The sequence below is a fragment of the Flavobacteriales bacterium genome (assembly GCA_019694795.1).
GTDB lineage: Bacteria > Bacteroidota > Bacteroidia > Flavobacteriales_D > UBA2798 > UBA2798.
The window spans coordinates 1-17,929 of record JAIBBF010000001.1 but is presented as its reverse complement, the minus strand read 5'-3'; the positions used below and the strand labels follow the sequence as shown (position 1 = coordinate 17,929).

3 protein-coding genes are annotated in these 17,929 nt (G+C 43.5%); all 3 read left to right on the top strand.

From position 1 onward, the window contains the following. A complete protein-coding gene (locus K1X56_00015; GenBank protein MBX7093075.1) occupies positions 1–13,905 on the top strand; it encodes a PKD domain-containing protein in 13,905 nt (4,634 codons plus the stop codon). A 99-nt stretch (positions 13,906–14,004) separates the two neighbouring features. Continuing rightward, the gene (locus K1X56_00010; GenBank protein MBX7093074.1) at positions 14,005–14,775 is read left to right on the top strand and encodes a hypothetical protein; all 771 of its coding nucleotides are present in this window, start codon (positions 14,005–14,007) and stop codon (positions 14,773–14,775) included. 33 nt (positions 14,776–14,808) lie between these two features. Beyond that, positions 14,809–17,929: hypothetical protein (locus K1X56_00005; GenBank protein ID MBX7093073.1), on the top strand; the 3,121-nt coding region annotated here is incomplete at its 3' end.

Sequence of the window (17,929 nt, the reverse complement as noted above, 5' to 3'; positions counted from 1 at the left end):
ATGAAGAATTTATTTCTGGCATTTGCTATTTTGATGCCATTCCTGGCAAATGCAATGCCACCTCCTACAAACGATGATCCTTGTGGGGCTACCGTTTTAACAGTTGGAACATCCTGTACCTATGTTGCGGGAAGTATGCCTGCAAACTCAACAGGAACTGTAGGTATTCCGGCTCCAACTTGCTCTTCATATCCAGCTGGATCTGATGACGTATGGTATAGTGTTACCGTGCCTGCGAGCGGTAACTTAACCATCGACATGAATACAGGTACTCTTACGGATATGGGAATGGCATGGTATACTGCAACATCTTGTTCAGGTACTTTCACACAAATTGCTTGTGATGATGACGGATCCGTTAATGGGTTGATGCCATATTTGTCTGTTTCTGGTTTAACTCCTGGCACGACAATTTACGTTCGTTTGTGGGATTATGGAGGAAATGACAATGGTAATTTCTCAATATGTGCAAGTACAAATAATACTACTGTTCCATCCAATGATAACCCGTGTGGTGCAACGCCATTAACAGTATATCCTTCCAATACTGGTTGTACAACTACCTCAGGTAATAATTCAGGAGCTACTACCACCTCGCAAACTATTCCTGCTCCGGGTTGTGCTTTCTACAGTGGAAATGAAGTTTTTTATTCGTTTACTGTTCCTGCTTCTGGAGCGGTAAATGTTCAAACTTATGCCGGATCTTTAACGGACATGGGGATGGCTGCTTATACTGCCACAAGTTGTTCCGGAACCTTTACATTGATTTCTTGTAATGATGATGCGGGTGGAACAACCATGCCTCAATTAAATTTATCCGGGTTAACTCCAGGTACTACGGTTTATCTCATGGTTTGGGATTACGGAGGAACAGATTTTGGTTCGTTTAGTCTTTGTGTTACTGAATCAGCAACTGGTGGAGGAACCGGACCATGCTTGGCCGGTGCCGTAAATACCAACTGTAATTCTGCAGATCCATTTTGTACGGGTACTGCCTATAACTATTGTAATACAACCGGAGTTGCATCAATGGGTCAATACAATTGTTTGTATTCCACCCCTAACCCAATGTGGATGTATTTAAATATTGCTACCTCCGGACCAATATCCATAAATATCAATCAATATACCACTGGCGGTGTCGGTATTGATGTCGATTTTGCATTATGGGGTCCATTCACCTCGGTGGCAAATGCCTGTGCTAACATTGCACCTTCAACAACAATTCCTACCACATATCCAAGTGGAAACCTTGTGGATTGTTCTTATTCCGCATCATATACCGAAACTGCTGATATACCAAATGCAGTAGCCGGACAATGGTACATGTTATTAATCACCAACTATAATGGATCCGCCGGGTATATCCAATTTTCACAATCGGGTGGTACTGGTGCAACCAACTGTAATATTGTAAGTCCTTGTTCCATTACCACTACCCAAACCAATGTTACTTGTAACGGAGGAAACAATGGAACAGCGACTGCAACCCCAAGTGGGACGGGGCCATTTTCTTACAGTTGGAGTCCTGCACCTGGTGGTGGACAAGGAACAGCTTCCGTAACCGGATTATCAGCCGGAACTTATACTGTAACAGTAACTGCTTCTGGTGGAGTAACATGTACACAAAGTGTAACCATTACTCAACCAACTGCAATAACTGCTACCACAACACAAACTAACGTTGCATGTAATGGAGGAACTACAGGAAGTATTGTAGTAACTGCATCTGGCGGTACTGCTCCATATAATATTTCATGGACAGGAACAACAACTGGAAATCCGGCCGGAAATGAAATTGCATCTTCAGGTGGAACTTATACTTTAAATGCGCTTGGAGCTGGAACCTATAATATCACAGTTACAGATGCAAATGGTTGTACGCGTGTAATACCTTCTGTAACCATTACTCAACCAACAGCAATTACCGCAACATTAACACCAACAGCGGTTGCTTGCGTTGGAGGAAATAATGGATCAATAGCCGTTACGGCTTCTGGAGGTACTGCAGGTTACAATGTAAGCTGGATTGGTCCATCAAGTGGTGCACCTGTTGGAACAGAGATTGCATCTTCTGGAGGTAGTTATTCCATTACCGGATTAGTTGCAGGTACGTATACAGTAACTGTAACTGATGCTAATGGTTGTACCAGAACAGCAAGTTCTACGGTTAACCCAGGTGTTACGATAGATGCAAATATCACACCGGTGGCAGCACAGTGTTTAACTGGAAACTCGTTCAATTTTTCAGGAACAACATCTACCATTTCTTCAGGATCAATTACAAGTTATTCCTGGAATTTCGGTGATGCAACCACTGGAACAGGTTCAACAGTTTCTCACACTTACGGAGCAACAGGAACCTATACGGTGACATTAACAGTTTCGAATGGTACATGTACAAATACAGAAACATTAAGCGTCACAGTAAATCCAAATCCGGCAGTTACTTTAACGGTTACTCCACCTAACTGTTTTGGGCAAAATGGAACCATCACTGCAAATCCAACCGGAGGTTCTTCATTTGGATATGCATGGAATCCACCTGCGGGACAAGCAACACAAACAGTTTCTGTTCCTGTAGGAGGACCTTATTCCGTAACTGTAACTAACAATTTTGGTTGTACAGCTACAGCTTCCGCTTCAATGACCCAACCTACACAACTTACCGCCACCATGGGCACACCAACAATGGTGAATTGTAATGGAGGTAACAATGGAAGTGTGAGTGTAACAGCAGCGGGCGGAACAGCACCTTATACGTATAACTGGAGTCCTGCACCCGGAAGCGGACAAGGAACTGCCAATGCAGGATCACTTACCGCAGGAACATATACTGTAACTGTTACAGATAACAAAGGCTGTACAGCAACAGCGAGTGTTACAATTACACAACCAACAGTTTTAACTGCAACCATGGGTACACCAACAATGGTGAATTGTAATGGCGGTAATAATGGAAGTGTGAGTGTAACAGCAACTGGTGGAACTGCAGCCTATAATGTTAGCTGGACTGGACCAACTAGTGGAAATCCAGCAGGGAATGAAATTGCAATATCAGGAGGCAACTATTCGATCACAGGGATGACTGCAGGAACGTATACAGTAACCATTACCGATAACAAAGGCTGTACAGCAACAGCAAGTGTTACAATAACACAACCTGCTGTATTAACTGCAACCATGGGTACACCGACAATGGTGAGTTGTAATGCAGGTAACAATGGAAGTGTGAGTGTAACAGCAGCTGGTGGAACAGCACCTTATACGTATAACTGGAGTCCTGCACCCGGAAGTGGACAAGGAACTGCCAATGCAGGATCACTTACCGCAGGAACTTATACAGTAACCATCACCGATAACAAAGGCTGTACTGCAACAGCCAGTGTTACAATTACCCAACCAACAGTTTTAACTGCCACAATGGGTACACCAACCATGGTGAGTTGTAATGGTGGTAACAATGGAAGTGTGAGTGTAACAGCAGCGGGCGGAACAGCTCCGTATACGTATAACTGGAGTCCTGCACCTGGAAGTGGACAAGGAACTGCCAATGCAGGATCACTTACCGCAGGAACTTATTCAGTAACCATCACCGATAACAAAGGCTGTACGGCAACAGCGAGTGTTACGATTACACAACCAACAGTTTTAACTGCCACCATGGGCACACCAACCATGGTGAGTTGTAATGGAGGTAACAATGGAAGTGTGAGTGTAACAGCAGCTGGCGGAACAGCACCTTATACGTATAACTGGAGTCCTGCACCTGGAAGTGGACAAGGAACTGCCAATGCAGGATCACTTACCGCAGGAACTTATTCAGTAACCATCACCGATAACAAAGGCTGTACGGCAACAGCGAGTGTTACGATTACACAACCGACCGCATTAACTGCAACCATGGGTACACCAACAATGGTGAGTTGTAATGGAGGTAACAATGGAAGTGTGAGTGTAACAGCAGCGGGCGGAACAGCACCGTATACGTATAACTGGAGTCCTGCACCTGGAAGCGGACAAGGAACTGCCAATGCAGGATTACTTACTGCAGGAACGTATACTGTAACCATAACCGATAACAAAGGCTGTACAGCAACAGCGAGTGTTACGATTACACAACCTACCGCATTAACTGCCACCATGGGTACACCAACAATGGTGAGTTGTAATGGAGGTAACAATGGAAGTGTGAGTGTAACAGCAGCTGGCGGAACAGCACCTTATACCTACAACTGGAGTCCTGCTCCTGGAGCAGGTCAGGGAACCGCAGCAGCATCTTCATTAACTGCCGGAACCTATACAGTAACAATAACCGATAACAAAGGCTGTACAGCAACAGCGAGTGTAACGATAACACAACCTGCCGTACTAACCGCCACCATGGGTACACCAACAATGGTGAGTTGTAATGGAGGAAACAATGGAAGTGTGAGTGTAACAGCAGCGGGCGGAACAGCACCGTATACCTACAACTGGAGTCCTGCACCCGGAAGTGGACAAGGAACTGCCAATGCAGGATCACTTACCGCAGGAACTTATTCAGTAACCATCACCGATAACAAAGGCTGTACAGCAACAGCGAGTGTTACGATTACACAACCAACAGTTTTAACTGCCACCATGGGCACACCAACAATGGTGAGTTGTAATGGAGGTAACAATGGAAGTGTGAGTGTAACAGCAGCAGGCGGAACAGCACCTTATATGTACAACTGGAGTCCTGCTCCTGGAAGCGGACAAGGAACTGCCAATGCCGGATCACTTACCGCAGGAACATATACTGTAACTGTTACTGACAACAAAGGCTGTACAGCAACAGCGAGTGTTACGATTACACAACCGACCGCATTAACTGCAACCATGGGTACACCAACAATGGTGAGTTGTAATGGAGGAAATAATGGAAGTGTGAGTGTAACAGCAGCAGGCGGATCAGCACCTTATACCTACAACTGGAGTCCAGCTCCCGGAGCGGGTCAGGGAACAGCAGCAGCATCTTCATTAACTGCTGGAACTTACACAGTCACCATTACCGACAATACTGGCTGTACAACTACTGCTAGTGCAACAATAACTCAACCTGCTGTATTAACAGCGACAATGGGTGCGCCAACAATGGTAAGTTGTAATGGCGGGAATAATGGAAGTGTGAGTGTAACAGCAGCGGGCGGAACTGCACCTTATACGTATAACTGGAGTCCTGCACCTGGAAGTGGACAAGGAACTGCCAATGCAGGTTCATTAACGGCAGGTTCTTATACAGTAACTATAACTGATAATAATGGTTGTAGTGCAACATCTTCTGTAGCCATTACACAACCAACAGCAATTAGTTTAACCACTGCATCAACACCGACAAACTGTGGAGCGTCAACTGGAACAACAACTGTAACTGCAACAGGTGGAGCAGGATCTTATACTTATAGTTGGAACACTACTCCTGTGCAATCCACAGCCACAGCATCTAATTTATTAGCGGGAACATATACAGTTACCGTTACAGATTTAAATGGTTGTACGGCTACTGCAACGGTTTCTGTAAATAACAATGCTGCGCCTACAATTACAGAAAACATCGCTTCACATATAGATGTATTATGTAATGGTGGAAATAATGGAGCAGCCGCAGTAACAGTATCAGGCGGAACAGCACCATTGTCGATTTCATGGTCTCCATCTGGCGGAACATCTGCAACTGCAAGTGGATTAACAGCAGGTATCTATACAGTAACAGTAACAGATGCTAACCTTTGTGCGGCATCTGTAAATATTATTATTACTCAACCTCCTGTATTAACAGCAACTGCCAGCACTACACAACAAGTATTATGTAATGGAGGAAATAATGGAGCAGTGAGCGTAAGTGCAGCAGGCGGAACAGGTGCTTTAACTTATTCGTGGTCCCCATCAGGAGGAACTGCATCTACAGCTTCAGGTCTTACAGCAGGTACATACACCGTAACTGTAACTGATGCTAACTCTTGCACAATAACTGCAAGTACAACAATTACACAACCAACTGCCCTTACTTCTGCTATGGGCACACCAACAATGGTAAGTTGTAATGGCGGAAACAACGGAAGTGTAAGCGTGACTGCAACTGGTGGAACTGCACCTTATACGTATAACTGGAGTCCTGCACCTGGAAGCGGACAAGGAACTGCAAATGCTGGATCAATGACAGCAGGTGCTTATACGGTTACCATCACTGATGCAAATGGTTGTACAAGTACATCAAGCGTTACAATTACACAACCTACAGTTTTAACTTCAACCATGGGCACACCAACCATGGTGAGTTGTAACGGAGGAAATAATGGAAGCGTGAGTGTAACCGTAGCAGGTGGAACAACACCATATACATATAACTGGAGTCCTGCACCTGGTAGTGGACAAGGAACTGCGAATGCAGGATCATTGACTGCGGGTACATACACTGTAACCATCACAGATGCGAATGGATGTACAAGTACCTCAAGTGTTACAATTACACAACCTACAGTTTTAACTTCAGCCATGGGCACACCAACTATGGTGAGTTGTAATGGAGGAAATAACGGAAGCGTTAGTGTAACAGCAGCAGGAGGAACTACAGCTTATTCGTATAACTGGAGTCCTGCACCTGGTAGTGGACAAGGAACTGCGAATGCAGGATCAATGACTGCGGGTACATACACTGTGACCATCACAGATGCGAATGGTTGTACAAGTACATCAAGTGTTACAATTACACAACCTACAGTTTTAACATCAACCATGGGCACACCAACCATGGTGAGTTGTAATGGAGGAAATAATGGAAGTGTGAATGTTACAGCAGCAGGAGGTACAACTCCATATGCATACAGTTGGAGTCCTGCCCCAGGAAGTGGACAAGGAACTTCAAGTGCTGGATCAATGACTGCAGGTTCATATACTGTTACTGTAACGGATGCAAACAACTGTACCAGTACAGCTACAGTTACTATAACAGAACCGGTTCAATTAGCAATAAGCACTTCTACAACGAATGCAACTTGTGGTGCAAGTAATGGAACTGCCACTGCAGCTATTTCCGGAGGTGTAACCCCATATAATATAAGTTGGAATACAAGTCCTGTTCAAACTAGTTCTACTGCTACTGGATTGCCTGCGGGATCATATACAGTTTCAGTAACCGATGCAAACGGATGTACATTTTCACAAACTGCAAATGTTATCAATGATGCTGCTCCAACCATCGTAGAAAACATGATTTCACATGTTGATGTATCATGTAATGGAGGAAATAATGGTGTTGCTGCAGTAACGGTAGCAGGTGGAACAAATCCATTATCTATTTCATGGTCACCATCTGGAGGATCATCTGCAAATGCAAGTGGATTAACTGCAGGGTCATATACTGTGACTGTAACGGACGCTAATGGTTGTTCTGCAACTACGAATATTACAATAACAGAACCTGCTGCATTAGTTGCAAGTATGGGTACGCCAACAATGGTGAGTTGTAATGGAGGAAATAATGGAAGTGCAAGTGTAAGTATCACAGGAGGTGTTTCACCTTATAGTTATGCTTGGTCACCTGTTCCTGGTGGAGGACAAGGAACAGCTGCTGCAACTGGTTTGCTTGCAGGATCCTATTCAGTTACGATTACAGATGCAAATGCATGTACGCAAACAGCTACAGTTACCATTACTGAACCAACTTTACTTACCGTAAGTACAATTGTTACTCCAGTAAGTTGTAATGGTGGTTCAAATGGAACAGCAACAGCAACTATTGGTGGTGGAGTTTCACCATATACACAAACTTGGAGTCCAGCACCTGGTGCAGGTCAAAACACCACTAATGCCAGTTCAATGAATGCTGGTACTTACACCATAACTGTAACGGATGCTAATGGCTGCACGCAAACAGCTACTGCAACCATTACTGAGCCAGCTGCATTAGCACTTTCTACAACAGTTGTTGATGCGCATTGTGGACAAGCTGACGGTTCTGCAACAGTTACTGCTACCGGAGGAACAAATCCGATTACTTATTCGTGGAATACATCACCTGTGCAAACAACAGCAAGCGCAACAGCAATTCCTGCGGGTAACTATACAGTAACAGCTACGGATGCAAACGGATGTGTTTCCACCATCAGCGCAACAGTAGGAACCATTGCAGGACCTTCTGCCACCGCAGTGGTAAATAGTAACGTAACGGGTGCCGGATTATGCAATGGTTCTGCAACAGTAACACCAAGTGGAGGAACATCTCCTTATACAATCCTTTGGGATAATTCGAATACCAATGCAACAGCTAATGATTTATGCGCTGGAAATAATTGCGCAACCATTACTGATGCTGCCGGTTGTGTAACTACAGCATGTGTTACCATTACCGAACCAGCACCACTAACTGTAACTTTAAGTCCGACAAATTTAACTTGCTTTAATATCTGCACCGGACAAGTAAATTCATTGGCAGCAGGTGGTGTTGCTCCTTATACCTATTCATGGTCCAATGGTGCCAGCACAGTAAACATTATCAATGTTTGTGCAAATACCTATACCGTTACGGTAACTGATGCAAATGGAAATACGGCTACAGCAAGTGTTGCAGTAACGCAACCTACAGATATCGTTATTTCAAATACCACTGCAACTCCTGCATTGTGTAATGGAGCTTGTAATGGAACAGTAAATGCAACTGCTGCAGGAGGTACAGGAGCTCTAACATATACCTGGACTGGTGGCTTGACCGGAGCTTCTCAATCCGGTTTATGTGCTGGAACGTATAGCCTTGTTGTTGCCGATGTAAATGGTTGTACAGAAACGTCAACTGCTGTTGTAACTGAACCTGCCGTATTAACGGCAAGTACAACAGTTGTAAATGCAAACTGCGGGAATTCGGATGGATCTGCTACCGTAACTGCTGCAGGTGGAACTGCACCATATTCTTATAGCTGGTCTTCCGGAGGTGTAGCAACTACTGAAAATAACTTAGCAGCCAACACGTATAATGTCACAGTAACGGATGCAAATGGCTGTACTGTTACAGTAGCTGCCACAGTAGGTAATAATCCTGCTGGAACATTAACGATGTCCGTTGTGAACAATGTACTTTGTTTTGGAGCGAATGATGGTTCTGCATCAGGTGTTATGACCGGAGGCGCTGCACCATTTACATATAGCTGGAATACTTCACCAGTGCAAACAACTTCAACCGCCACTAACCTTGCACCTGGTGTTTGGACATTATCTGTTACTGATGCCAATTCGTGTATCATTACAGGTTCAGTAACAATAACAGAACCAACTTTATTAGTCGCCACTCCATCCGCAGTTGATGTAAACTGTTTCGGTGGAAGTGACGGTTCAGTATCTGTGTCTGCTACCGGTGGAAGTCCTGCTTATAATTTAACATGGACCAATAGCGGCGGTACAGTTATAGGAACCACGCCCAATCAATCTGGTTTAATAGCCGGAACTTATACAGTATCTGTTAATGATGATAATGGCTGTAACTCTACTGCCAGTGTGGTTGTGAATGAACCACCTGCATATTCACTTTCATTATCGAGTTTGGATGTGAAATGTTTTGGTGCATGTAATGGAAATGCTTCGGCTACTGTAACTGGTGGAACAACACCTTACACCTATGCATGGAATGATCCATTGAATCAAACAACATCAGGAGCGTTCTTCTTATGTCCCGGAAATTATACAGTAACAGTTACTGATGACCATGGATGTACATTAAGTGCTTCAGCTACCATTTCAGAACCTGCAGAACTTACCAATACAATTACTGCTGTTGATGCACACTGTCAGCAAAACGATGGTTCAGGTTGTGTAACGCCAAGTGGAGGAATTACACCTTACACTTTACAATGGTTATCTGTTGCTAGCACCAATAACTGTGAAAGCAATTTGTTCTCCGGAACCTATTTGGTTCAAATTACAGATGCTAATCAATGTTTAGATACAGCGGTAATTCAAATTAACGACATCGCAGGTCCTTCTGCAGCGATCATTGCTCAAACCAATGTAAGTTGTAATGGATTAGATGATGGTTCTGCAACTGTTGATATGATCGGTGGAACAGGAATCTTTACTGTTCAATGGGATGCAGCTGCATTCAGTCAGACCACTCCTACAGCTAGCAATTTACCAGCCGGAACTTATTCTGTAACGGTTACTGATGCTGCCGGTTGTGCTGCTTCTACAAATGTCACCATCACCGAGCCACCATTAGTCGTTTATATTCCTACAGCCATTGATCCTACTTGTTTCACCTATTGTGATGGTGTAATTTCTATCGCCGTAACTGGTGGTGTTACACCGTATAACTTTGATTGGAGAGATAACGCTAATGCATCTATTGGTACAACATCATCAGTTAATGGATTGTGTGATGGAAATTATACACTCATATTAAGTGATGCAAACGGTTGTACGAATATTATTCCATATCAATTAACCGAACCTGTTGCAGTAACAGGATCGATTTCAGGAACAAATAATCTCTGCTTTCAGTCATGCGATGGAACAGCTACTTTGGTTGCCAACTCTGGTGTAGCGCCATTTAGTTTTTCATGGAATGATCCAGCCGCACAAACTACATCTACTGCATCATCACTTTGTGCAGGAAATTATTCCGTTACACTTACAGATGCGGATGGCTGCTTCAATTCATACAATGTTTCCATCACTGAGCCTACCTTGTTAACTGCCACGATTGATTTAAGTGGTAATGTATCATGTGCAGGAGTCTGCGACGGATTTGCAAATGGAGTTGCATCAGGCGGAACTGCTCCTTATACCTATTCATGGAGCAATGGAGTAAATACACAAATGAATAATGGATTATGCGTTGGTACCTATACCTTCACTGTTACCGATGCTAATGGTTGTACAGCAACAGCTACAGTTAATATCATTGAGCCAAGTTCTCTTGCAGTGTCAGTGAGCGGAACAGATATTTCCTGCTTCAATGCCTGCGATGGTACAATGGCTGCAGCTGTTTCCGGAGGTACAACACCATATTCAATTCAATGGTTTGATCCATCCTTTGCCACAACAGCGAATGTTTCGAATGTATGCGCCGGTACATATGATGTAATTGTAACTGATGCCAACGGATGTTCAGTTTCAAATACGGTAACATTGAATCAACCAAGTATTCTGAGCTTTGCAATTTCTACTGTAGAAAATGCATTCTGCGGACAGAATAACGGGCAGATTTGCGCAAGTGTTATTGGTGGTGTTGCTCCATATACTTTCCAGTATGATGATCCTGCCGGCCAAATCACTCCTTGTGCATTTAACCTTTTCTCCGGATGTTATACGCTTACTGTTACAGATGGAAATGGATGTGTAAAAGATAGTCTGATTTGTATCAGCGATATTCCGGGACCAACACTTGCTGTTACGTCACATTCTGATGTAACATGTTTTGGTGCTTCAGATGGAGAAATTGTAATCAGCGCAACAGGAGGAACAAATCCGCTTGTGATTGAATGGTTAGATGGCGCCAACAATGTAATTCCTGCTTATACCGGACAAACCACTGTTTCCACTTTACCGGGAGATACCTATGGTATTGTGGTAACCGATTCTGCAAACTGTGTTGTTGCAACTTCACAATTTATTTTTGAACCAACAGGATTAAATGCGGCGGTTACGTCAACAACATCACCACTGTGTTTTGGAGGATGTGATGGTGCTGCGACAGTTTCCATGAGTGGTGGTACAACACCATACACCATTGCATGGTCGGGTGGTGCAAACACAACATCTGCAAATAATACAGGATTATGCGCTGGAAATTATAGCGCAGTAATAACGGATGCAAATGGATGTCAGTTTACCGCCAACACTACCATTACGCAACCAACCCAATTAGTGGTAAACACAACTAGTCTGCAAAACGTTTCGTGTAATGCAGTTTGTGATGGAATTGTAAACCTGGGAGTGAGTGGTGCCACTGCTCCATATTTCTATTCCTGGACCAATAACGTAAGTGTAGGTTCAACTGCTACAAACCTCTGTGCAGGAAATTACATTACAGATGTAACGGATAATCATGGATGTTTGGTAACTGTTAGCAATACCATTACAGAGCCAGCTGCATTAGCAATTACAGTTTCGGTAACAGATGCTACTTGTTCGCAATGTAATGGAGCATCTTCTGCATTGGTAACCGGAGGTACAACGCCTTATGCGTACTCATGGACTTCCGGTGCTGCGATGAATGCTGCAAACAACACAGGACTTTGTGCAGGTGTAACCGATATTACAGTTACCGATGCACATGGATGCGTAATAACAAGCAATGCAACTATTATCGATCAGGCAGGACCAGTAATTACCGGACTTACATTTACAGAGCCATTATGTTATGGTCAGAGCAACGGAACGGCTACAGTTAATACAACAGGCGGAACTGCTCCATTAACTTATGCTTGGGATGATCCTGCTGTACAAACAACTCAAACTGCAACCAATCTGGTAACCGGTTTATATTGCGTTGTTGTTAGCGATAACAATAACTGTAATGCCACCAACTGTGTTGATGTTACTGAACCAAATCCACTTGGCGCTGTTGGAGATTTAGATGTTACTATTTGTTATGGTGACTCAACTCAACTTTGGGCAAGTGGAACCGGCGGTACAACACCATACACTGTAAACTGGCAAACGCCTGGATTAAGTGGGCCTGGACCAATTATGGTTAATCCGCTTACCACAACAACCTATTGCTTCGATATTACAGATGCAAACGGATGTTTGTCGCCGCAAGATTGTATTACCATTACGGTTAATCCTCCATTAGATGTTGATGTTAGTCCAACGATTGCCATCTGCTTAAATGATTCTACCACATTAGCAGCATCTGCTTCAGGTGGAAATGGCGGACCATATACTTTTACATGGTACGATCAAAACGGAGCAACATTAAATGATATTGAATCAGGAAATCAATCTACAGTTACTGTGAATCCTTCTGTGGATACATGGTACACGGTTAAAGTTGATGATGGTTGTTCAATTGTAGCACTCGATTCAGTTCAGGTTACTATAAATGATCTACCGATTGTATTCTTTAATGTAGTGGATAGTGCAGGATGTGCTCCATTTACGGCACAGTTTATTCTGAATACGGATATCGGTGTCAATTTCGATTACGATTTCCAATGCGATGGAGTAGTGGATTACTCAGGTACTTCTCCAAATACAACATTTACTTATCCTAATCCGGGTACTTACGATGTATGTGTTACAGTAACTTCTGCTTTGGGTTGTGTTACTACAGTTTCTCAAACAGAAATGGTGGATGTATATCCAGTACCTGTTGCTGATTTCTCTACAACTCCAGGTACAACAACAATCCTTAGTCCTACCATCACCTTTGGTGATCTTTCTACAGGAACACCTGTTACTTACCAATGGGATTTTGGAGATGGATTTACCCTAACAGGTGCTCCCGGAGTAAATGTTCCTGCAAATACACACAATGGTTTAACCATCGGCACATTTGATGATCCGATTCACACTTATGCTGATACAGGAACATTTGATGTTACATTGTTTATCACCAACCAATATGGATGTACAGATGTTATTACTTATCAGGTAACGGTTGAAGGAGATTATATCCTCTTTACACCAAATACATTTACACCGAATGGTGATGGTAAAAACGATGTGTTTATTCCGGTTGGAATTGGAATCAGTATGGATGAATATGAAATGCTTGTATTTAACCGTTGGGGCGAATTAATTTTCGAAACCCATAATCCGAATACAGGTTGGGATGGTACCCACAAAGGAGAACCTGCAAAACAAGATGTGTATGTGTGGAAAGTGAAAGCCTTCGATCATCGTGGAGTGCAACATGATTACATTGGACATATCACTTTATTGAGATAAAAAACACAATCCCGGTTTAGATGGAAGTTTAAACCGGGATTACATATTTAATAGTTGATGCGTTAAATTTTAGAATACATAATATAATACTTGCTTGCCATGCGAAATTTTCTAATTGGAAAATTGAGTTTTTTATTTGTTTCAATTTTTCTTTTCACATCCGGTGCTTTTGCTTCTCACAATCCGGGTGGTAACATTACCTACGATTGTGTAGGACCTAATCAATATCTGGTAACCTTAACCTTGTACGAAGATTGTGGTACAGCATTTACGAGTGCTACCGATCCCATGACATTGGTAGCATCGAATACCTGTGGATTAAATGGCGGTATTGATCTCAATTTTACAATGACCAATACTATTTTCCAGCAGGACGTTTCTCAATTATGTCCTTCACAGGTAAATCAAAGTGAATGTTTTGGAGGTACACTTCCCGGTATCTGGATGCATCAATGGCAGGCTACAATTACACTGCCCGGACCATGTAATACATGGACATTATCCTATTCAAGTTGTTGCGTTAACACGACAAATAATTTATCCGGTCAGCCTGGATATTATTTTCCTACAACACTAAACAGTGCTACATCTCCATGTAATTCATCAGCAGATATTACAGCACCACCTATTCCATATGTTTGCGTAAATCAACCGGTGAGTTATTCTTTGGGAGGATCAGATCCCAATGGAAACACTTTAACATATCAATTGGTATCAGCATTATCTGCAGCGGGTACGCCTGTTACCTATAATGCTGGCTTTACCGGTGGAACACCAATAAATGGAATTGTAATTGACAATAATGCAGGGGTGTTAACCTTCACTCCAAATACAATTGGAAACTTTGTTGTAGCTGTTTTAATTACTTAAACAAATACATCCGGACAAGTCGTTGGTACTGTTGTGCAGCAATTCCAGGTTGAAGTAATCAACTGTACAAATCAGGCTCCGCAACCTCCTGCAGGTGGTGTATCCGGATTATCGGGCACCATCAATCAAACGGGTTCCAATGCTGTTTCCATGTGTTATGGAAACAATGGTTGTTTTAGTGTTGTTTTCAGTGATAACAATGCAGGAAATATTATTACACTAACTTCAAATATTACTACAGCATTACCGGGTGCAACCGTAAATTTTACGGGAACAAATCCTGCCACAGCAACAGTTTGCTGGACTCCGCCAACCGGTGCGCCTGCCTTTCAAACAGTAACTATTCAGGCAGAAGATAATGCTTGTCCAATTGCAGGGATTAATTCCTATACAGTAGAAATCTCGCTTAACAACAGTTGTTGTGTTATTTCAAATCTTACTTCAACACCTTCAGCTTGTAATCCTGCAAATAATCAATATTCAGTTGCTGGTCAAATTACATTTTCTTCACCACCCACTACAGGCACCTTAACGGTGACAAGTTCCTGTGGCGGATCGCAAACATTTAACGCACCATTCACTTCTCCGTTGAATTATAATTTAACAGGTCTTACTTCAAATGGTGCAGCATGTACTGTTACTGCCACGTTCTCTGCTAATACATCATGTACAGCAACATCCAATTACACTGCTCCTGCTGCATGTTTACCTTGTTCCATTACCTCAGTAACGGCTACACCATCGGCATGTAATCCTGCCAATAGCACATATAGTTTGTCGGGTTCAGTTACGTTTTCGAATGCGCCTTCCAGTGGCACCTTAACGGTGACGAATTCCTGCGGTGGATCGCAGACCTTTAATGCGCCGTTTACATCGCCGTTGAATTATAACTTAACCGGACTTACTGCTAATGGAGCAGCGTGTACGGTGACTGCAACTTTTTCTGCTAATACGGCTTGTACTAATACAGCGAATTATACTGCACCGGCAGCATGTAACCCTTGTGCATTTACAGCGATTAACGTGAATGTGGGAGCATGTGTTCCTGCGAGTAACACCTATTCCATCACTGGAAGTGTTTCATTTACCAATGCCCCATCGAGTGGAACGATGACGGTGACCAGTTCTTGTGGCGGATCGCAAACATTTAATGCGCCATTTACATCGCCAACGAATTTCACATTGAGTAATATCAATGCGGATGGCTCCACGGGATGTTCGATTACGGCAGTGTTTAGTGCATCACCGGCATGTACCATTACGAGTCCCACATTCACCGAACCGGTTTGTCCGTGTAACCTCGATTTCTTCGATGTGAATATTGGTGTATGTGATCCTGCAACGAATACTTATCCGATCAATGGAAATATTCAATTTACATCACCACCGAGTACAGGTCAGCTCATTGTAGAAACCTGTGAAGGATTACAACAAGTATTCAATCCTCCGTTTGTATCTCCGCTTACTTATACGATCAATGGAGGTACACCGGGATTAGCGACCTGTGATGTGCAAGTGTACTTTACAGCGAATCCTGCCTGTCAGCAAACCATTACGTTTACACCACAACCCAACTGCTTATGTCCTGCCGATGCGGGAACATACACGGGTACAATCACCGGAAGTTCTACTACGAATTACGTGATGTGTTATGGTGATCAGATTACGATCAACTCCAATGGAAATTTCACGTATGCCAACGATGTAAACGATGCAACGATTCCGTACAATCCCGGAATTTGGTACATGATTTATTCCTGTCCACCAACTGTAGGATTACCGGACATCACTACTGATCCATGTTTATTGGGTGTAATAGAAACCAGCAGTACGTTTACGGATATCAATGATTTATTTATCATCAATTCATTCCCTGCGGGCACCTTTACCAATAACACGGTTTACATAGTACCGATAACGATGTATGATGTAACGGGAGGTTATTATTCGGTGACCAACTGGGGCGGTTATTGCTACGATTTGGGTCAGCCATTTGCGGTGCAGTACCTCACTGAAATCACTGCAACAGGTGTAGAAGATTGTGCAAATGGAACAGTAACGGTGACGGTGAGTGGTGGACTACCAGCAATGAATGGATCGCAGTTTACGGCCACGGGAGCAACACCTGCCAATGCGGTATTGAACAATACAACCTGCAATAACAATGGAACGATAGTGATTAGCGGATTAGTTAATGGCGATATGTATTCGGTAACGATACAAGATGCCAATGGCTGTCCGATTACCTATAGCGGCGGACCATTTGTAGGTCCAGCCACACCAACACTTACACCTGCAGGACCATTCTGCGATACTGATCCAGCAGTAGGATTAACCGCATCGATTGCCGGAGGAACATGGAGTGGAACAGGAATTACCAATGCCACTACCGGAATTTTTGATCCGTCGATTGCGGGTGTGGGTACGCATACCATCACTTATACGCCAACAGGATGTACCAATCCTGCCACTATGAATATCACCGTAAGCGCACAACTGGATGCAACGATAACACCGGCGGGACCATTCTGCGAATCGAATGCGGCGGTGAATTTAACGGCGGTGGATGCAGGCGGAACATGGAGTGGAACAGGAATTACCAATGCGGCTAATGGAACGTTTAATCCAGCTACAGCGGGAGCGGGAACGCATACGATTACTTATGTGGTAGGAACAGGAGCTTGTTCAGATACACAGACGACCACCATTCAGGTGATTGCTGATGCTGATGCAACGGTGACTCCTGCAGGACCATTCTGCGTGGGTGATCCGTCGGTGACATTAACGGCTGCACAAACAGGAGGCAGCTGGAGTGGAACAGGAATTACCAATGCTGCAACGGGAACATTTGATCCTGCAACGGCAGGTGTAGGAACGCATACAATTACCTATACGATTAGTGGCGTATGTGGCGATATTGGTACTACGAATATTGTAGTGAACGACACAGCGAATACGACGATAACACCGGCGGGACCATTTTGTATCAATGCATCGAGTGTGAACTTAACCGCGGTGGATGCAGGTGGAACCTGGAGTGGACCTGGAATTACGAATCCTACTAACGGGACATTTGATCCTGCATCAGCGGGCGTAGGAACGCATACGATTACCTACACCATTGGAGGCGCATGTGGAAATTCGAGCACAACAA

Excerpts from the sequence above, each read along its gene's own strand:
- K1X56_00010 (MBX7093074.1), top strand. The coding sequence starts at position 14,005 with ATGCGAAATTTTCTAATTGGAAAATTGAGTTTTTTATTTGTTTCAATT.
- K1X56_00015 (MBX7093075.1), top strand. The coding sequence starts at position 1 with ATGAAGAATTTATTTCTGGCATTTGCTATTTTGATGCCATTCCTGGCA.